Consider the following 14,878-nt stretch of genomic DNA (forward strand, 5'->3'; position numbering starts at 1 on the left):
CGCCCGATACATTGTGTATTTTATTCACATATTTGGACAGTATATACCTTGGCGGAATTAGCGCTGGTAAACCCGAAAACCGATATAATTCTGGAACTGGCGACGACCTCCCATTTTGCCGCCGCCCTGAATCCTTTCAACAGTCACCATGAATCCCTGCCCAGCCTGTTGCAAACCACTAAGTATCTGCACCAGCTAGGCAGCCGCTTTAAGGATATTGCCGCACCGATGGTGCTCGCCCCTGCCCAAGCCGTCGCTACGCCAACCCTGCTGGCGGCATTAGCACTGGTGCGCAGCAATCCCAGTCCGGTAAATAAGGCAGTGGTTATGGTACATATTAATGATGCCGCCACCTTTGCCGCCGCCTATAGTGAAATGAGCCGATTTTCTATCCTCTGGGATATTGCCGACCAGCCGAATGCCAATTTGCCGGCCTTAGCACATATTTTGGTGGCGGAAGACTGTATGGATGCGCAACGCTGGGGCGGCATTCATTTATGCCAACACCCGCACAGACGTTTACCCGACCATCCGCAACGCGAAACCGCCTTAAAGGAATTATTGGCGGAATTTCCCCTGCTCAGTATTGCCTAAGCAAATGCAAGCTTATCCGCTGCTAATTTCTGGCTTACCCAACAGTGACACCCTACAGGTTTGGCAAAAAAATGGTATCCGCTGTTTGTTAAATGTTTCGGGAATAGATATATTTGAACTCTACCCCGATTATAATCTGGCGGCTTTCACGGTTGCCCAGTTTACTTTTGCCGACATTTTCACCCTAGCGCCGCCTGTAGAGGCAACGGCTTTAGCCGATAGCGACCTTGGGTCCCTTTATGTGCAACTAACCGACAGCCACCAACGCCAAGCGCTGTTAGCGGCAGTGCAGTGCTTACAGGCACAATTACAAAACCGCATACCCACCAGCGTATTTTGCCATCGCGGCCAAGGACGCTCGCCCCTGGTTGCCGCCGCCGCTTACCAGCACTTCTACCAAGAAACTGGCCAACAAGCTATTGCCCGGATACTTGCCCAACATCGCCCGGCGGTTTTTACCCGCCTGAGCTTGTCGGCACTACACTGGTGCGCCTCCCAACTACCGACTTGACCAACTTCATGCGCTTCCGACCGCTCATACAACAGACGCTAGAAATGTTGGCTCCCCTACCCTGTCAGGCGGTGGCTTTACCCGAAACGTTTCGCCATATTGCCAGACCCGAATTGGACGGTATATTGGTTATGGAAACACAGTTTTTTCGTGTTGCCGAACACGGGCAACTGCGCCTTGTCCATATCTACGCACCAAAAATCAACATTTTGACACTGTTTTTTTTCCCGGATGCCCACTGGCAACTGCCTATCTATTGCTTGGAACTGGTCGTTTTGGGTATACAGCCCATCGTCGCCCTATTGGATTGCGTATGCCTGATGCCGATGGCCTGTTCGCAACCCGTTGCCGATTTTATGGCAGCGGCGCACCATAGCCACCCCGACCTGAACCAAGCCGCCGATCCCCCCGACTGGTTTGGGCAATGCCGTTCAGGAGCGGATTTTTTTTTACGCCCTGATAACGAAGCGCAAATGGCGGCAATAGGCCAAATACATCTGGACTTACTGGCCGGCCCTATGCAAGCTTTACTGGCAAACGCCCAGACGTTCTGCCCATCCGAAACGGTACGGCACCAACAGCTTTTACAAGCCTATAAGCATCACCACCATCTGAATGCCCCAGGCTTGAGGCTGATGAACCGGAGCTTTGGCGAACAATGGACAGCCGATTATATGGCGGTGCTGTTTCAATAGGCGAATTGCTTAGCCCCCCGCTATTTCTAGTTAGTGATGAGATTTTTATGACGACCAAAAAAACGTCCCACCCCGTCGATGTCGAAGCCGGGCGCAGTTATTCATGGTGCGGTTGCGGCTTAAGCCCTACCCTGCCATTATGCGATAAAACCCACCTTTGCACTGCCCAACCCCCAGTCAGGCCACCGTTAACTTTTCTTGCCGAACAATCTGTGACAGTATTCTTATGTACCTGTACACGCACAGAAAACGCGCCCTATTGTGACGGCTTCAATTGCGATCCTTAAAAAACGTTTACTTTTTCTATCCGACAGACTAGCGATCAGCCGCCTCTCATTGTGGCAAATTGGCAGGTGATTAATAACGTTGCCGCTTATGGCTTCGGCACTTTCTCACTTAACAATTCCTGCAACTGGTTTACCCTTTTGGTTAATTCGTTAATGCGCAATTTTTCTTCGGCGGCGGCCAAAAGCTCCATTTGCTGATGCTCGTTCAGGGCATCAAACAGTTCGACAATTTTCGTGGCCTTATACGGGGGAAAAGCTACGTTTGCATTCGGGTGCGTTCCATCTTCGGTTTTTATGGCGGTCAAAACAAATTTAACATCAAAACCATGCCGCGCCAATTCCGCCAAGTGATGCGCAGGCATCTTTACGCCGTTTTCCCAAGAAATGACCGACCGTGATGTGACGCTACATAATAAGGCGACATCATACTGGGACAGCCCCAATCTTAACCTTTCTGTACGAAAGCGGGCGGCCACTTCTTTTATGATGCTCTCTTCATTTATCTTTATTAACATATGAAATATTTCTTTAAACTTCCACAAAATTCTCCACTTTACCACCGCTTAACAAGGAAACTAAACACACACTAATGCCTTAGGAAGGAAATTAATAACAATATGTAACGGCTCAACCCTTACCGCAACAACCAATAACCCATAAAAATAACTTAAATATTAAAAAATAGTATTTTTCTGGATTTTTTAGGCCAGTTAGTTTTTTAATGGTTTTGTGCCGCCAATAAAGCAATCTATAGGTGTTTTTATATTAGTTAAAATGCGCTATATATGGATTTTAAAGATATAAATAGTCTCATAAAATTTTAAATTATTTTATATCTATACAAAGGTAAGTTTTTATTAAAACATTAACTATTCTATTTGCCATGATTAATAAAATGCCTAGACACTTGTACTTCCAAAGAAGAGAGCGGCAAGTATTTACAAAAATACTCCATCAAAGCATTAACTAAACAACTGCACCTTTCAACCTATCCGAGTATGACTCTCCGTAACCTTTCCCCAGCCCCCTCACCCCCCGACCAACTTCAGGTAATAACAAGCCCCCCTGTAGTGATGTTTTCTTCTTTTTTTTGTTGACACATGAAGTATTCTTCTTTAAAGTTCAATATAAATATCTACCTGCCTGATCACACAAACACGCATGAAGCTGAAGACTCCCGACGAAGTAAAAGAGATGTTTTATAAAAAGGGTATCAGCCTTACTGAATGGGCCCGTACACATGACATCCCCCGCCATGTTGTCAGTGATTTGTTGCGTGGTAAGTGCATTGGTAGGCGGGGCCAATCACACAAGGCCGCAGTATTATTGGGGATAAAAGATGGTAATGAAGCAGATGGCTTGAATAGTTGGCAAAAGCTTAATAACGGAACGGATACGCACACCATCAGTGGGCGTGGTAACAGTCTGGATAAAATCAAATTCTAGCCTTACGCAAAATCTTGACTTTTTGGCAATTTCTCGCATCTTAGTTTGTAGCTATGAGGCGGCTTAGGTCAAAGCCCAGCAAAAAGCGGCGGCGGCAGCTATAGATGAGCGATATTTGGCTAACTATTTTTTAACAACAAGAAACCACCTAATCGCAAGCAACCCTACAGGCCGCTCCGAAAAACGGCTCGCCATCCCCCATTAAAACGGACAAAAAACCAGAATAACCGATACTTGCCTGAGTTTTTTAGACCCTAACTGGCCTACGCTTATCCGAAACGGACAAATCAAGGGCTGTAATGAGGCTTGGGCAGGCCGCATAAACAAACCCTCTTCATTTTTGGAGCCAACCCATGCCGCTTTTACGTTTAGCCATCCTCGCACCGTCCGCCACCGAACAAGAACTGGCCCTTATCCGCCAAGCCGCCTCTTTGGCTATCCGTTGTTTAAACAGCGACTGGTCCCTGACCGACAATGCCCAGGCCAACTTGCTTTTGGTGTGGATCAATTCAGAAAAGGATGTGCAGGCGTTCAAAATTTTACAGGAAAAATATACCGACAAACGCCTGATCGTCTGGGCCAGCAACGAATTGGCGGTACAAACGTGCTGGTATCTCCCTTACCCCAAACGCAATACCGTACCGACGGTGTTGGGCATCGCCAACCTGTTCAGCCGTGTGCAGGCCCATTTTCTGCCCGCCGAAAACACCCCCAAGCCCGATGCCTTCGACCCCGAACAAAGCCTGATCGGCATTGTCCGCGAAGCCTTGGCGGACGGCAAAGCGCGTATCTGTACTTATGATGCTTGTCCGCCGCTATATTTGTTGCCTAACGAACAGGCTTTTTATCTCGACGGCGGCCTTGAACAACTGATCCCTATGGTTTTGGCAGACCGCCAGGCTATCCGGGCCACCGAAGCGAGCGACCATGACGTGTTAAAAACGGTCAGCTATGTGCAGTTTTCTTCACGTCTGTCGCAATACATGTTTCTGGAAGAAGACAGCGTGTTCCAGGACATTAAAGTGAAAAAATACAAACGCTATGCCATCAATGAATTGCTTTGGTTTTCCGCGCTCCTGGCTTCGCGCGGACGCTTGCCGCACGGTATCGGCGCCGACGAAACCGTGCTGCTGAAGCATCTGCCCGAATACCTGCGCCTGGAGTATTACGGCAAAGACTATAGCGGCTTCCGGGATGGTCAGGCCCTGTTCTTTCATCACTGAAAGCAGTTTTTTTCTGAATGCCGCTGGATAAGCCATTCGTTTTCCATTCAAGATGATCGTTTTTACAATAGCCTATTATCATATCAAATTATATTGGCTTGGCTATACAACAGCGTATCGGGCGGCTTGTTTTACGATGCCGACGGCAGTGGTGCGGGTGTAGCGGTACAAGTCGCCTTACTCGGTACAGGGTTGGCGATGACTTCGGCGGACTTTATGGTCGCTTAAGGCTTATCCCCCGCCCATGTTGAAAGCCGAAGGTTTAACTTAAGGGTCTTGTAAGTTAATCCGTTCGTGGCGAACCCTTCGGCAAGCTCAGATAACGTCACGCATTGGGCGGCCTAGCGCGGAGTGCAAAGGTCTTTAGCCTTTGCACGATGGCTTGTGACCCTACATGCCAACATCCAGGCCGCCGCTGGCTTAGGAATGCACACGAAATAAATCCGTTGTAGAGACGAAGAGCCGTTCCCTGAGCGAAGCCGAAGGGAGCAACTCTTCGGCTTCGCCCAAAGACTTCCATGCAATGGAACCCCCACTTAATTTTATGCGCATCCCTAACCATGATCAGCCAGCGGGCATTCCTTAAGATACCCGCTTTTTTAGCCCATCCCCCGTTAAAATCCCACTATCTCCCGCCAAAGCCCTTTATAATTGACGTTGCTTTCGCCGTCTCCGGCCTTTCCTTCTTAAAATCTCACGTCATGTACTATCAAGGCATAAAAAAAACCATTGTTCTGCGTCCTGTACCGAAACAGCAAGGGTACGGAACCGATATGCACCCCTTATTAACGCGGATTTTTGCCGCCAGAGGTGTGCTGACAGCTGCCGAATTGGACAGAAGCTTAGCGAAACTACCGTCACCGTGGCTATTGTCCGGCATGGAGACGATGGTCGCGCACCTCATCACCGCCTTGCAAACGCAACAACGCATCGTCATCGTCGCCGATTTTGATGCCGACGGGGCGACCAGTTGCGCGGTGGCGATGCAAGGCTTGCAGTTACTGGGGGCAGGGCAGGTGTCGTTTATCGTCCCGAACCGTTTTGAATACGGTTACGGCTTAACGCCGGAAATTGTCGAACTGGTCAAGCAACAGCAGCCGGATGTGCTGATCACCGTCGATAACGGTATCTCCAGTATAGAGGGCGTTGATGCCGCCAAAGCGGCGGGCATTATTGTCCTGGTCACCGACCATCACCTGCCGGGTGCACACTTGCCCGCCGCCGATGCCATCGTCAACCCCAATCTGCCCGATGATACTTTTCCGAGCAAAGCCATTGCCGGGGTGGGGGTGATGTTTTATGTCTTAATGGCCTTGCGTAGCCGTCTGCGCGATCTGGGCTGGTTTACCGAGCGGCAACTGCCCGAACCCAATCTGGCGCAATTGCTCGATTATGTCGCTTTGGGTACGGTGGCCGATGTCGTGGCGATGGATGCCGTCAACCGCACCCTGGTTTATCAAGGCTTACAGCGCATCCGTATAGGCCGTGGCCATCCGGGTATACAGGCTTTGATTAAAGTGGCGGGCAAAAATCCGCTGGCACTCAACCCCAGCGATTTGGGTTTTGCCTTAGGGCCGCGCCTCAATGCCGCCGGACGTATGGACGATATGTCTTTAGGGATTCAGTGCCTGTTGACCGACAGCGACAAACTGGCGACCGATATTGCCATGCAGTTGGATGACCTAAATAATGACCGCCGCGATATTGAAAGCCAAATGAAGTTTGAGGCGCAGGCCTTGTTGGCGGATATGAAAAAACTCGACGAACACCGCGCCCCGGCGGGGGTGTGTTTATACGATGCCAATTGGCACCAGGGTGTTATCGGCATTTTGGCCGCGCGGATTAAAGACCAACTGCACCGCCCGGTAATTGCCTTCGCTCCGGCGGGCAAGGACTTAATCAAAGGCTCGGCGCGTTCCATCGCCGGGGTGCATATCCGCGACGTATTAAGCGACATCGCCACCACGCATCCGAAAATACTCAGCAAATTCGGCGGTCATGCCATGGCAGCGGGCTTAACCTTGGCGATGCACGATTATCCGGCTTTTGCCCTGGTTTTTGACGAATACGTCCGCAAACGCTTAAACCATGTCGATCTGGAGCAAAAAGTCTACTCGGACGGCGAACTGACCGAGCAGGATATAACCTTAGAACTGGCTGAGCTGTTGCAAAATGCCGCCACTTGGGGGCAGGGCTTCCCGGAGCCGATGTTCCACGGCGAGTTTGATGTCGTGCAAGCGCGTATCGTCGGGCAACGCCACCTTAAACTGGTGCTACGCTGCGCCCAAGGCCATCTGCTGATAGATGCGATTGCTTTTTTTATCGACCAACCGGAACAATGGCTGGGTATAAGACGGATTGTCGCCGCGTATAAATTGGATATTAATGAGTTTAGGGGGCAGCGTAGCGTGCAGTTTATTTTGAATTATTTGGAGAAGTTGGCTTAACCAAAGAGCGTTCGGTCATGGAATCGGTATTGCCTGCCCCGTTCGTTGATGGTGGCTAAAAAGCCTAATGCGGCCATATCGGTGACACCGTGTTCGCGTAGCACCGCATAGAGCTGATAAAAATCGGTGCTTAGGTCATTGGAGAAAATGCCGGGGTCATCAGAACCCAGAGACACCATAATGTCAGGGTCATTCGGCTTGGCAAAACCGGGTACTTTCATCCAGCGTAGCGAGTGGTGTTCACGGTGGTGCTGGTATTGGCTGATCCGCACATTGCTGGTCGGCAATGTTTCAATGATCACCCGCCGCTGTTGCACATCGGTCATGGCGCGTTGTTGAAGCCGTATCAGCGTCGCTTCATCGAGATGCTTGGCATCAACCTCAATTAGTTTTTCGCTGCGTTGCCAAAGGTTGGCGTTTTGCCACCAGTCGGCTAAGGAAGTTAAATCCGCGCCTTCTTCCTTGGCTTGATGGACAAGCCGCGCTTCTTCGCGCCACGCATCACTGAACGAAGCAGATTGCCAAAACCAAGGGGTTTCTTTATCGAGACAAGCGAAGACAAATTTAGGCCATAGCCCCCTGTGTTGCATTAACATGTCGGTTGCTTCGCAAGTCATCGGTTTTGCAAAAATAATCGTCGCCAAACGGGTAACCTCACTTGCCAGCTTTTGGGCTGCTTGTTGACTGTCCGGGCATTCACGCAGATAACGCCAAGCTATCAGTAAATCCAGCAACCATTCGCCTTGGCGGACTACCAGCTTTGTGGGCATACTCGCCAGCCACAGCTTAGGGTCTATGCCGAGTGCCGTACCATGACCGATACGGTCGCCGTCTTTAATGTCCAGCAATACCAGCGCGTCAGCCACTTGGCGGATGCCGCTGATAAGATGGGTAAAATCTTCGCCAGCATGATAGGTTTTATGGGTCAGGCCATGCCGATGGCAGACGCGGAAAAATGGTGCAAAAACCTCTGGTGAGGCATGTAGTTCGTTAGCGGCGGCATCTATGCCGCAGAGCCAGTGCCGAAGTAGAGGCCAATGCTCTAAGGTTTGGCATAGGGCGTTTGTCCGTGTTTCTAGCGAGAGCCGTAATGCGGCATGGCGATAGTTTTTTTCTTTATCGTGCTTCCATGACAGTTTAACGAAGTGAGCCACTAGCGTCAGTTTTAGGTGGGAATGGTGGCCGAGTCTATTGAGTTGCGGTACTTGTTCTTCAAGCCCCGTAAGTATCTTGGAAAGATTGTGATAAGTTGTATTGGCGTTTGTTTTTCCGGTTTGTAAATAACACAGATAAGCGCCGAGAATGCTGGTAAGCAACGCACTATTTTTTTCAATGTTTTCTTTAGGGGCAAAGCGGCCTTCTACCCAACCAGTGCGGCTGTGCTGTTGAATCGCGCCGTTCATTTGCCGAAAGCGATAGTGATAGTCTTTTTCGGCGGGTTCGCGCAAATCCGTTAAGGTATATTTTTGGAACTGATCAAAACCATACATATCTTGCCGTTGAACGGTCAGTTGTAAATATTCATTTTGGAGCAGCAAATAAAGGTGCAACAGGCGGTCTGCTAATGGATCTGGGGTTGTTGTCAGGCGTTGCAATAAGGCAAGCAACCAATTCATTTCAATCTGTATGGCCTTATTTTCTGCATCGTAAAATCGTCCATCATCGGCAAAAGGCGAGCCGCCACTTAGTAGCTGTTGGATATTAATAGGCGCACAAGTTTTGTCTTGCTTGGCAAGACGTTCTGCTTGCTTAGCAAGCCGCTCTGCCCGACCGTCACTAATAGCAATTAACCAGCACCTTATTTGTTTGGCAAGAAGCAAATTTTGGCGAAGCTTTGCAGGGTTTAAAGCGGGATTGATGCTATGGCAAAGTTCTTGGATTTGGGTGTTTTTATCGTATTTTTTGCAAAAATCAGATAGTTCAGCGCGTGGATTGAGTAAAGCGCGTTGCCAGCAAATTTCCGCATGGGTGCTGCCGTTTAGGTGTAAATGGGTTTCGTGTAAGCCTTCACGCGCGATGTAATCCTCCACAGCGGGATCGTATGGGTAGATTAAAGGGCAAAGTCCGTGTGTATTAGTGGGGATTAGTGTGCCAAAACGGTTGCTTCCATTGCTATGTGCATAGGCGGCGGCTTGTACGGGTAAGCTGGAAATACGGCTAAGCACAGCCTGCCACTCGCCATAAGTATCCAGCACTGCATGAAGTTTGCCGTGTTGAAATTGCAGATAGCCGCTTCCCAAAGCTTTTAGCATAGGAGCAACCCAATTTCCGGGTTTGGCGTGGTATTTTTCACAAAGCAATTGCCAACGGGAACGGAATACATGATCAGGATGCCTAGACTGCCACGGTTGGTAAGCTAAATAAACCGCTTCTTCCATTTTGTCTTTGGAAATCGCCTGATGAAAAGGGTGATTTTCCAACAAAGCCAATAGGTGATGATTGGCAAGGACGAAAGGGGGGAGGACGGTTGTGGCGGAGGGGTCAATGATCATGGCCTATTGATTAGATTTCCCTTTTAATTCATTAAATCTAGCCAATTGAGCTCTAATTCGTTTTGCCACAATATGATCTGGGGTATTAGCAATCAATGCTAAATTTAACAGTTCAAACGCAGTTTCATCACAGCCTAAGCTTTCAGTTTTGAAGGGGGTGCTACGATTGTGCATCGCATTTAACAGAGTGTTAGCGTTATCTTTTTTTATTAAACCTAGGATAAGAGGGCAAGTGCCAATAATACGGGTTAGCGGAAAGCATTTAATATCAGCTATAGTGAATTTTTTTATAAAATCATCAATTGGTGTCTCAAGCGGATTGGTTCTTTCAATGTCTGACCTACAATTGCTTCCATAATGATAATAATGTTCTTCGACAAAAAAGGCATTGATTAAGCAGGTAGCATATAATTCCATAATTGTTGCAGCTCCACTTTCATGAGATGACCATGATTTGTCATCAACGTTTAATAAGCTAAAATAGAATCGAGTCCATATTTTACCTAGCAAAATAGAAGATGGCCTAATTTGCTTTATAAGCGAGTTGACGAATGCATGCCATTTAATAACATTATTTACTAATGATTTGAAAGACTCGGAATATTTAGAGTCTTTTTTTAGAGTAGATCTGTTTGCGAAGCCTTTATAATTATCTTTTTCATTTCTCCATGATAAACCTGAGACCGTTACAACAGAAAGATATTGATTTAATTCGTTATGAATAGTCGCATTAGTGGCATTGTTGATAGATAGTAATTTAACAGCAATGCCAAGGATATTAAATATGGAGATATAGGTTTGTGAATCATTATCTGTTATATTTACTCTGCTTAAGGCAAATATAGGTATCTTTCCGTTACATAATAAGTCTGTAATGATTGATTCCGCAGTAAGTTGAGCTGTAGAATCGGCAATAAGTTGAGCTCTAGAATCGCTTGTATAAGCGACGCCCCCTTTTGGTTCAGGTGGATGATCAATAAATATTTGTTTATCTAAGCCGTATCGTTTAAGACCAATTACACCACTTCCGACTGAACGAGTGTTTGATGTACTACTAGCAAGTATACCACACGCATGTCGCGCCCAATTGAGAGCATTTTCGTTACGCCCAATACTGAAATAGCTTCTAAAACGCTGTTCTTTTTGCTTGCTATCCAACTCCCTAACTAGGTTGTATAACGTAATACTACCCTGTGCTTGCAGCATATAGTCGATAGCGTAATCAGGACGGCCTTCACAATGGCTAGCAACCTCGGCAGCTAGTGCGACAAAGCAATTACGCAAGGATTCTTTACTGGGCTGAGGGCGTAGATAACAACCAGTATCGAACTCCCCATCTTCAAGCACCATTCTGAATACAGCGTCATTAAGCGCGTTTATATCGCCTGCACTTAGCGCGTTGACATCTATTTGATGGGAATGCAAGCTGCCGCGAAACATTGCACGGAAACCTTTAACGACATGCTTGGGAGAAAAAAGGCCTTTCTCCATATTTTGGGTGCAGAATTTGAGCAACTGGGTGACGGAGCGCAACGGTTGTTTGAGGAGAAACTCTCTGTATAGGCTTAAATCCCTTTCGCCTTTAATATACAGGCCTTCTTGTAGTAATTTGTCGATAATTTCATCAAGTGGCTTTGTTAAAAGATCGCTTGCACCAACAGCATATTGAACTTTATATTCATAGCTAGGACTTTTCATCAAATCCCATAAAGGTGTCAAATGGGCGCGTTGATGTAAAGGAAACAGCTTTTTTAGGTATTGGTCTTCAAGATGGTCGATTAATTTTATTTGTTCATCGCTACGGTGCTTGTCGCGCTCAAAAATGGTTTTTCCCATGTGTTCATAATAATGGTTCCGCACCAGTTGGGAATAGAGTTGCAGATCACCTGTGATTAAAACCACTAAATGGGGACTATCCAAATAACGGCGGATCATTTCAAGCACTTGCTTGCCTTTAGAGAAATTGGTATCGGCATCATCAATACTGATAATCAGAGCGTATTTGTTGAGCAACGCACAACTATCCTCGATGAGCTTTTTAAAAGTTTCAGCCAATTCCATACCGCTTTGCGCCCGCTCCAATCCCCAATTTAAAAAAGCTTCTTCATCAATTCCCTGTAATGGATTATTTTTCTCATCTAATAACTGTAAGCCCCCAGCCAGCTTTTTAAGTTGCTTGCGCCAGCCTTCGTATTTGCCTTCGTCAATTGAGAACTGTCGGCATTGGTTTTGTTTGTCAATTAGGTGTTTAAGTGCGTATAGTACAGAAAGAAAAATATGCTCGCCCGTTTCTACTTGCGTAGGGTCTATTTCTATGAGGAGAGCTAATTTACTATTATTATCGGTTGTCAGCTCTTTAGTCACCGATTTTAGAAAAGTAGTTTTCCCCGCGCCGCGTGTGCCGTCAATAAAAAAAACCGTGCCTCTGATGTCATCATCATTAAAGTCAGAAAACTCTTTTTGTCTGGTGGGATTGGCATAATATTCAACCCGTTTATTGATGGCCTCACAAATCGTTTTAAACGCTTCATGTTGAATTAGGTGGAGCTTGGTATTGTCTTTGCTGCCTGAGTCATTTCCTGTCGGCAGATTATTGGTAGTAAGATCAAGGATGATTGTTTTAGGGGTAGTAAGGTCAACGAGCATGGTCATACTGAATCCAAAATAGGGAAGGGGCGTTTATCAATCGCTAGATAGGTTAATAAGTATAGTAGTTGACGCGAAAATGTACATAAAGTATTTTTCGCCGCGCTTTTTAGGCTCTGCATGGCGATAAAATAAACTTGTCGATTAAGACCTTTGGGATTTTAGAGGCTTAAATAGTTTGGGCTATTGCCTACAGTGAACATTAGGCATAAAAAAAGGGCGGTCAATAGACCGCCCTTTTTTGTACCACCTAACGCTGAAAAATTATTTCTTTTTCTCAGGTGCTGGTTTTGCGGCTTCGGCAGGTTTTTTCTCTTCCGCAGCAGCAGGGGCTTTTTCTTCGGTCACTTCTTCAACTACGACTTCTTTGGCGACGGTTTTGCCGTCTTTGTCTTTGATTTCTTCTTCAACGACGACTTCTTCGGTAACGGGTTTGGCGGCATCAGCGGCGGCGGGTTTAGGCGCTTCGGCTGGTTTGGCTTCGTCTTTCAGCGGCATTAAGATGTCGACTTTTGCTTGTTTACGCAAGGTTTCCAACATGGCTTGGACTTTTTTGCGTTGCAGCATCGGGGTCAGTTGTTCTTTGACGGCTTCAATCGGCGGTGGGGTTTGGGCGCGTGAGTCTTCACGCAAAATAACGTGCCAGCCGAATTGGGTTTGGACAGGTTCTTTGGTGTATTTGCCTTTTTCTAAGGCGATAACCGCTTTGGAGAACGGTTCGACCATTTGGTTGGCGACAAACCAGCCTAAATCGCCGCCGTTTTGGGCTTCTTTGCCGTCTAAGGAGTTTTTGTTAGCCAGTTTGGTAAAATCGGCGCCTTTGTCCAATTCGGCGATCAGTTTTTTCGCTTCGGCTTCGGTTTTTACCAGAATGTGGCGGGCTTTGTATTCGGTGGTGTTGTTACCGCCTATTTTGCTGTCGTATTCGGCTTTGATTTCCGCGTCAGTGACAGGATTGGTTTTCATAAAGTTTTCGATTTCTGCTTGGGTCAGAATCGCTTTTTTGGCTTCTTCCAAACGGCTGATAACATCAGCGCCTTTATCCAGTTGTTTTTGTTCGGCATCTTGCACTAACAATTCGCGTTGGATCAGTTCTTCCAAGAGCTTTTCTTTAGGGAAGCTTTGGCCTTGGGCGCGTTCGGCAATTTCTTTTTCCAGATTGTCGAAGGTCGCTTTGGCGATGTATTTGCCGTTAACGACGGCAATGGCATCGGCTTTGTTGACAACAGGGGCGGCGGGGGCTGATGCGGTGCTGCTGCCTGCGGTTGGGGCTTTTTGGTCACAACCTGTGGCAATCAGGGCAGTGCTAACGATCAGCAAGGGGATAAAGGCTTGTTTCATTACGGTGTTCCTTTTTAGTTTTGTTCAGAGGGTGAGAGGGCATTAATGCCTAAGGCATGAATTTGTTGTTTCATCAGCTCGCCGAGGGCTTTATAGACCAGTTGGTGGCGTTGCACCAAGGATTTGCCCTCGAAGGCTTCGGCAACGATAGTGACATGGTAGTGCCCGCCGCCGCTTCTGGCACCAGCATGACCCGCATGGGCGGCGCTGTTGTCTAATATTTCCAGCACTTCGGGGTGGAATGCGTCGGTTAACGCGGTTTTAATAAGGTTGGTTGTCATTGGGGAAATACTTTTTTAAAGGGTTTAACGGTGACGGTGGCATATACGCCCGCGTCAAGGTAAGGGTCGCAAGCCGCCCAGTCTTGGGCGGCTTGCAGGCTGGCAAATTCGGCGACCACTAAGCTGCCGGTAAAGCCGGCTTCGCCAGGATTGTCGCTATCCACCGCCGGATGGGGGCCGGCCAAGACAAGGCGGCCTGCATCCTGCAAGGCCTGTAGCCGCGCCAGATGGGCGGGCCGTGCCGCTAGCCGCAGGCTGAGGCTGTCAGCGACATCTTCGCTGATAATGGCATATAACACTTATTCCTCCGTTTCGGGCAGGTGTTTATAAAGGTAAATCGCTAGCAGCACGAAAAACAGCACCATCATGCCGGGTACGCCAAAGGTTTTGAAGATGACCCATTCGTCGGTGCTGAAATGGAACATGACATAGACATTGATAAAACCGATGCTGGTGAAGAATATGCCACAAAGCAAATTAAGGCGTTTCCAGACCGGTTTTGGCAAGGTCAAATTAGCAGACATCATCCGCTCGACAAAAGTTTTCTCGCCGAAAATTTGGCTGCCAAAAAAAGCCAAACCGAGCACCCATTCGATGATGGATAATTTCCATTTGATGAATTGCACGTCTTGCAGATACAGCGTCGCGCCGCCCATGACCACGACCAAACCTAGGGTTATCAATTGTATGGCCGGAACGTGGCGGTAACGTAGCCAAGAATAGCTGACTTGAATGCTGGTGGCGGCCATCATCACGGCAGTGGCGACATAAATGTCATAAGTTTTATAAGCGATAAAAAATAAAAGGATGGGGACAAACTCAAGGAGTTGCTTCATAACGGTTGTTTCATAAGCGGTGTTGGCCAGGTGCGGACGGCTATCGGGAGGGTGAACAGTCACAGTGGCGGTTCAAAAT

Annotated in this window: 15 protein-coding genes; 8 read left to right on the plus strand and 7 right to left on the minus strand. The window is 47.7% G+C overall.

Annotated elements, in window-relative coordinates; genetic code table 11:
* Positions 1 to 48: 48 nt before the first annotated feature.
* The 4 genes from CEK71_RS07455 to CEK71_RS07470 are packed head-to-tail and all read left to right on the plus strand — an operon-like array spanning position 49 to position 2,087.
* On the plus strand, positions 49 to 594 hold the full coding sequence (locus CEK71_RS07455; protein ID WP_157679052.1) for a hypothetical protein: 546 nt from the start codon (positions 49 to 51) through the stop codon (positions 592 to 594).
* A gap of 4 nt (positions 595 to 598) precedes the next feature.
* Positions 599 to 1,105, plus strand: coding sequence for a protein-tyrosine phosphatase family protein (locus CEK71_RS07460; protein WP_088618802.1), 507 nt, complete (start codon positions 599 to 601; stop codon positions 1,103 to 1,105).
* Positions 1,081 to 1,800: a hypothetical protein gene (locus CEK71_RS07465; RefSeq protein ID WP_157679054.1), complete on the plus strand. Its 720-nt coding sequence runs from the start codon at positions 1,081 to 1,083 to the stop codon at positions 1,798 to 1,800. The genes CEK71_RS07460 and CEK71_RS07465 overlap by 25 nt, the downstream gene beginning before the upstream one ends.
* Before the next feature lie 47 nt (positions 1,801 to 1,847).
* Positions 1,848 to 2,087, plus strand: coding sequence for a CDGSH iron-sulfur domain-containing protein (locus CEK71_RS07470; protein ID WP_088618804.1), 240 nt, complete (start codon positions 1,848 to 1,850; stop codon positions 2,085 to 2,087).
* Positions 2,088 to 2,173: 86 nt separating this feature from the next.
* On the opposite strand, the gene CEK71_RS07475 is transcribed toward CEK71_RS07470, so the two are convergent.
* A complete protein-coding gene (locus CEK71_RS07475) occupies positions 2,174 to 2,602 on the minus strand; it encodes a helix-turn-helix domain-containing protein (RefSeq protein WP_088618805.1) in 429 nt (142 codons plus the stop codon).
* A gap of 646 nt (positions 2,603 to 3,248) precedes the next feature.
* Between CEK71_RS07475 and CEK71_RS07480 the strand changes: the two genes are divergently transcribed.
* From CEK71_RS07480 to recJ, 4 genes are all read left to right on the plus strand, one after another.
* The gene (locus CEK71_RS07480) at positions 3,249 to 3,533 is read left to right on the plus strand and encodes a DNA-binding protein (RefSeq protein WP_088618806.1); all 285 of its coding nucleotides are present in this window, start codon (positions 3,249 to 3,251) and stop codon (positions 3,531 to 3,533) included.
* A gap of 353 nt (positions 3,534 to 3,886) precedes the next feature.
* A complete protein-coding gene (locus tag CEK71_RS07485) occupies positions 3,887 to 4,756 on the plus strand; it encodes a hypothetical protein (RefSeq protein ID WP_088618807.1) in 870 nt (289 codons plus the stop codon).
* 93 nt (positions 4,757 to 4,849) lie between these two features.
* Positions 4,850 to 4,984, plus strand: coding sequence for a hypothetical protein (locus tag CEK71_RS23900; protein ID WP_269766611.1), 135 nt, complete (start codon positions 4,850 to 4,852; stop codon positions 4,982 to 4,984).
* Positions 4,985 to 5,457: 473 nt separating this feature from the next.
* A complete protein-coding gene (gene recJ / locus CEK71_RS07490; protein ID WP_088618808.1) occupies positions 5,458 to 7,203 on the plus strand; it encodes a single-stranded-DNA-specific exonuclease RecJ in 1,746 nt (581 codons plus the stop codon).
* Here recJ and CEK71_RS07495 read toward each other — a convergent pair.
* The 6 genes from CEK71_RS07495 to CEK71_RS07520 form a co-directional block, all read right to left on the minus strand.
* Entirely contained in the window at positions 7,200 to 9,695 is a 2,496-nt protein-coding gene (locus tag CEK71_RS07495) for an amidohydrolase family protein (protein ID WP_088618809.1), read from the minus strand. The genes recJ and CEK71_RS07495 overlap by 4 nt on opposite strands.
* A 3-nt stretch (positions 9,696 to 9,698) precedes the next feature.
* Positions 9,699 to 12,347, minus strand: a complete 2,649-nt coding sequence (locus CEK71_RS07500; protein ID WP_088618810.1) for a P-loop NTPase fold protein — start codon at positions 12,345 to 12,347, stop codon at positions 9,699 to 9,701.
* Between the two features lie 258 nt (positions 12,348 to 12,605).
* Complete coding sequence (locus tag CEK71_RS07505; protein WP_088618811.1) at positions 12,606 to 13,682, minus strand: peptidylprolyl isomerase; 1,077 nt, start codon at positions 13,680 to 13,682, stop codon at positions 12,606 to 12,608.
* A gap of 14 nt (positions 13,683 to 13,696) precedes the next feature.
* Positions 13,697 to 13,963, minus strand: coding sequence for a BolA family protein (locus tag CEK71_RS07510; RefSeq protein ID WP_088618812.1), 267 nt, complete (start codon positions 13,961 to 13,963; stop codon positions 13,697 to 13,699).
* Positions 13,960 to 14,262 (minus strand): YciI family protein, encoded by a 303-nt coding sequence (locus tag CEK71_RS07515; protein ID WP_088618813.1) that lies wholly within the window; start codon positions 14,260 to 14,262, stop codon positions 13,960 to 13,962. Before CEK71_RS07515 ends, CEK71_RS07510 begins: the two co-directional genes overlap by 4 nt.
* A complete protein-coding gene (locus tag CEK71_RS07520) occupies positions 14,263 to 14,799 on the minus strand; it encodes a septation protein A (RefSeq protein ID WP_088618814.1) in 537 nt (178 codons plus the stop codon).
* Positions 14,800 to 14,878: the final 79 nt, after the last annotated feature.

This window comes from Methylovulum psychrotolerans (genome assembly GCF_002209385.1).
GTDB lineage: Bacteria > Pseudomonadota > Gammaproteobacteria > Methylococcales > Methylomonadaceae > Methylovulum > Methylovulum psychrotolerans.

Excerpts from the sequence above, each read along its gene's own strand:
- CEK71_RS07460 (WP_088618802.1), top strand. The coding sequence starts at position 599 with ATGCAAGCTTATCCGCTGCTAATTTCTGGCTTACCCAACAGTGACACC.
- CEK71_RS07470 (WP_088618804.1), top strand. The coding sequence starts at position 1,848 with ATGACGACCAAAAAAACGTCCCACCCCGTCGATGTCGAAGCCGGGCGC.
- CEK71_RS07475 (WP_088618805.1), bottom strand. The coding sequence starts at position 2,602 with ATGTTAATAAAGATAAATGAAGAGAGCATCATAAAAGAAGTGGCCGCC.
- CEK71_RS07480 (WP_088618806.1), top strand. The coding sequence starts at position 3,249 with ATGAAGCTGAAGACTCCCGACGAAGTAAAAGAGATGTTTTATAAAAAG.
- CEK71_RS07485 (WP_088618807.1), top strand. The coding sequence starts at position 3,887 with ATGCCGCTTTTACGTTTAGCCATCCTCGCACCGTCCGCCACCGAACAA.
- recJ (WP_088618808.1), top strand. The coding sequence starts at position 5,458 with ATGTACTATCAAGGCATAAAAAAAACCATTGTTCTGCGTCCTGTACCG.
- CEK71_RS07495 (WP_088618809.1), bottom strand. The coding sequence starts at position 9,695 with ATGATCATTGACCCCTCCGCCACAACCGTCCTCCCCCCTTTCGTCCTT.
- CEK71_RS07500 (WP_088618810.1), bottom strand. The coding sequence starts at position 12,347 with ATGACCATGCTCGTTGACCTTACTACCCCTAAAACAATCATCCTTGAT.
- CEK71_RS07505 (WP_088618811.1), bottom strand. The coding sequence starts at position 13,682 with ATGAAACAAGCCTTTATCCCCTTGCTGATCGTTAGCACTGCCCTGATT.
- CEK71_RS07510 (WP_088618812.1), bottom strand. The coding sequence starts at position 13,963 with ATGACAACCAACCTTATTAAAACCGCGTTAACCGACGCATTCCACCCC.
- CEK71_RS07520 (WP_088618814.1), bottom strand. The coding sequence starts at position 14,799 with ATGAAGCAACTCCTTGAGTTTGTCCCCATCCTTTTATTTTTTATCGCT.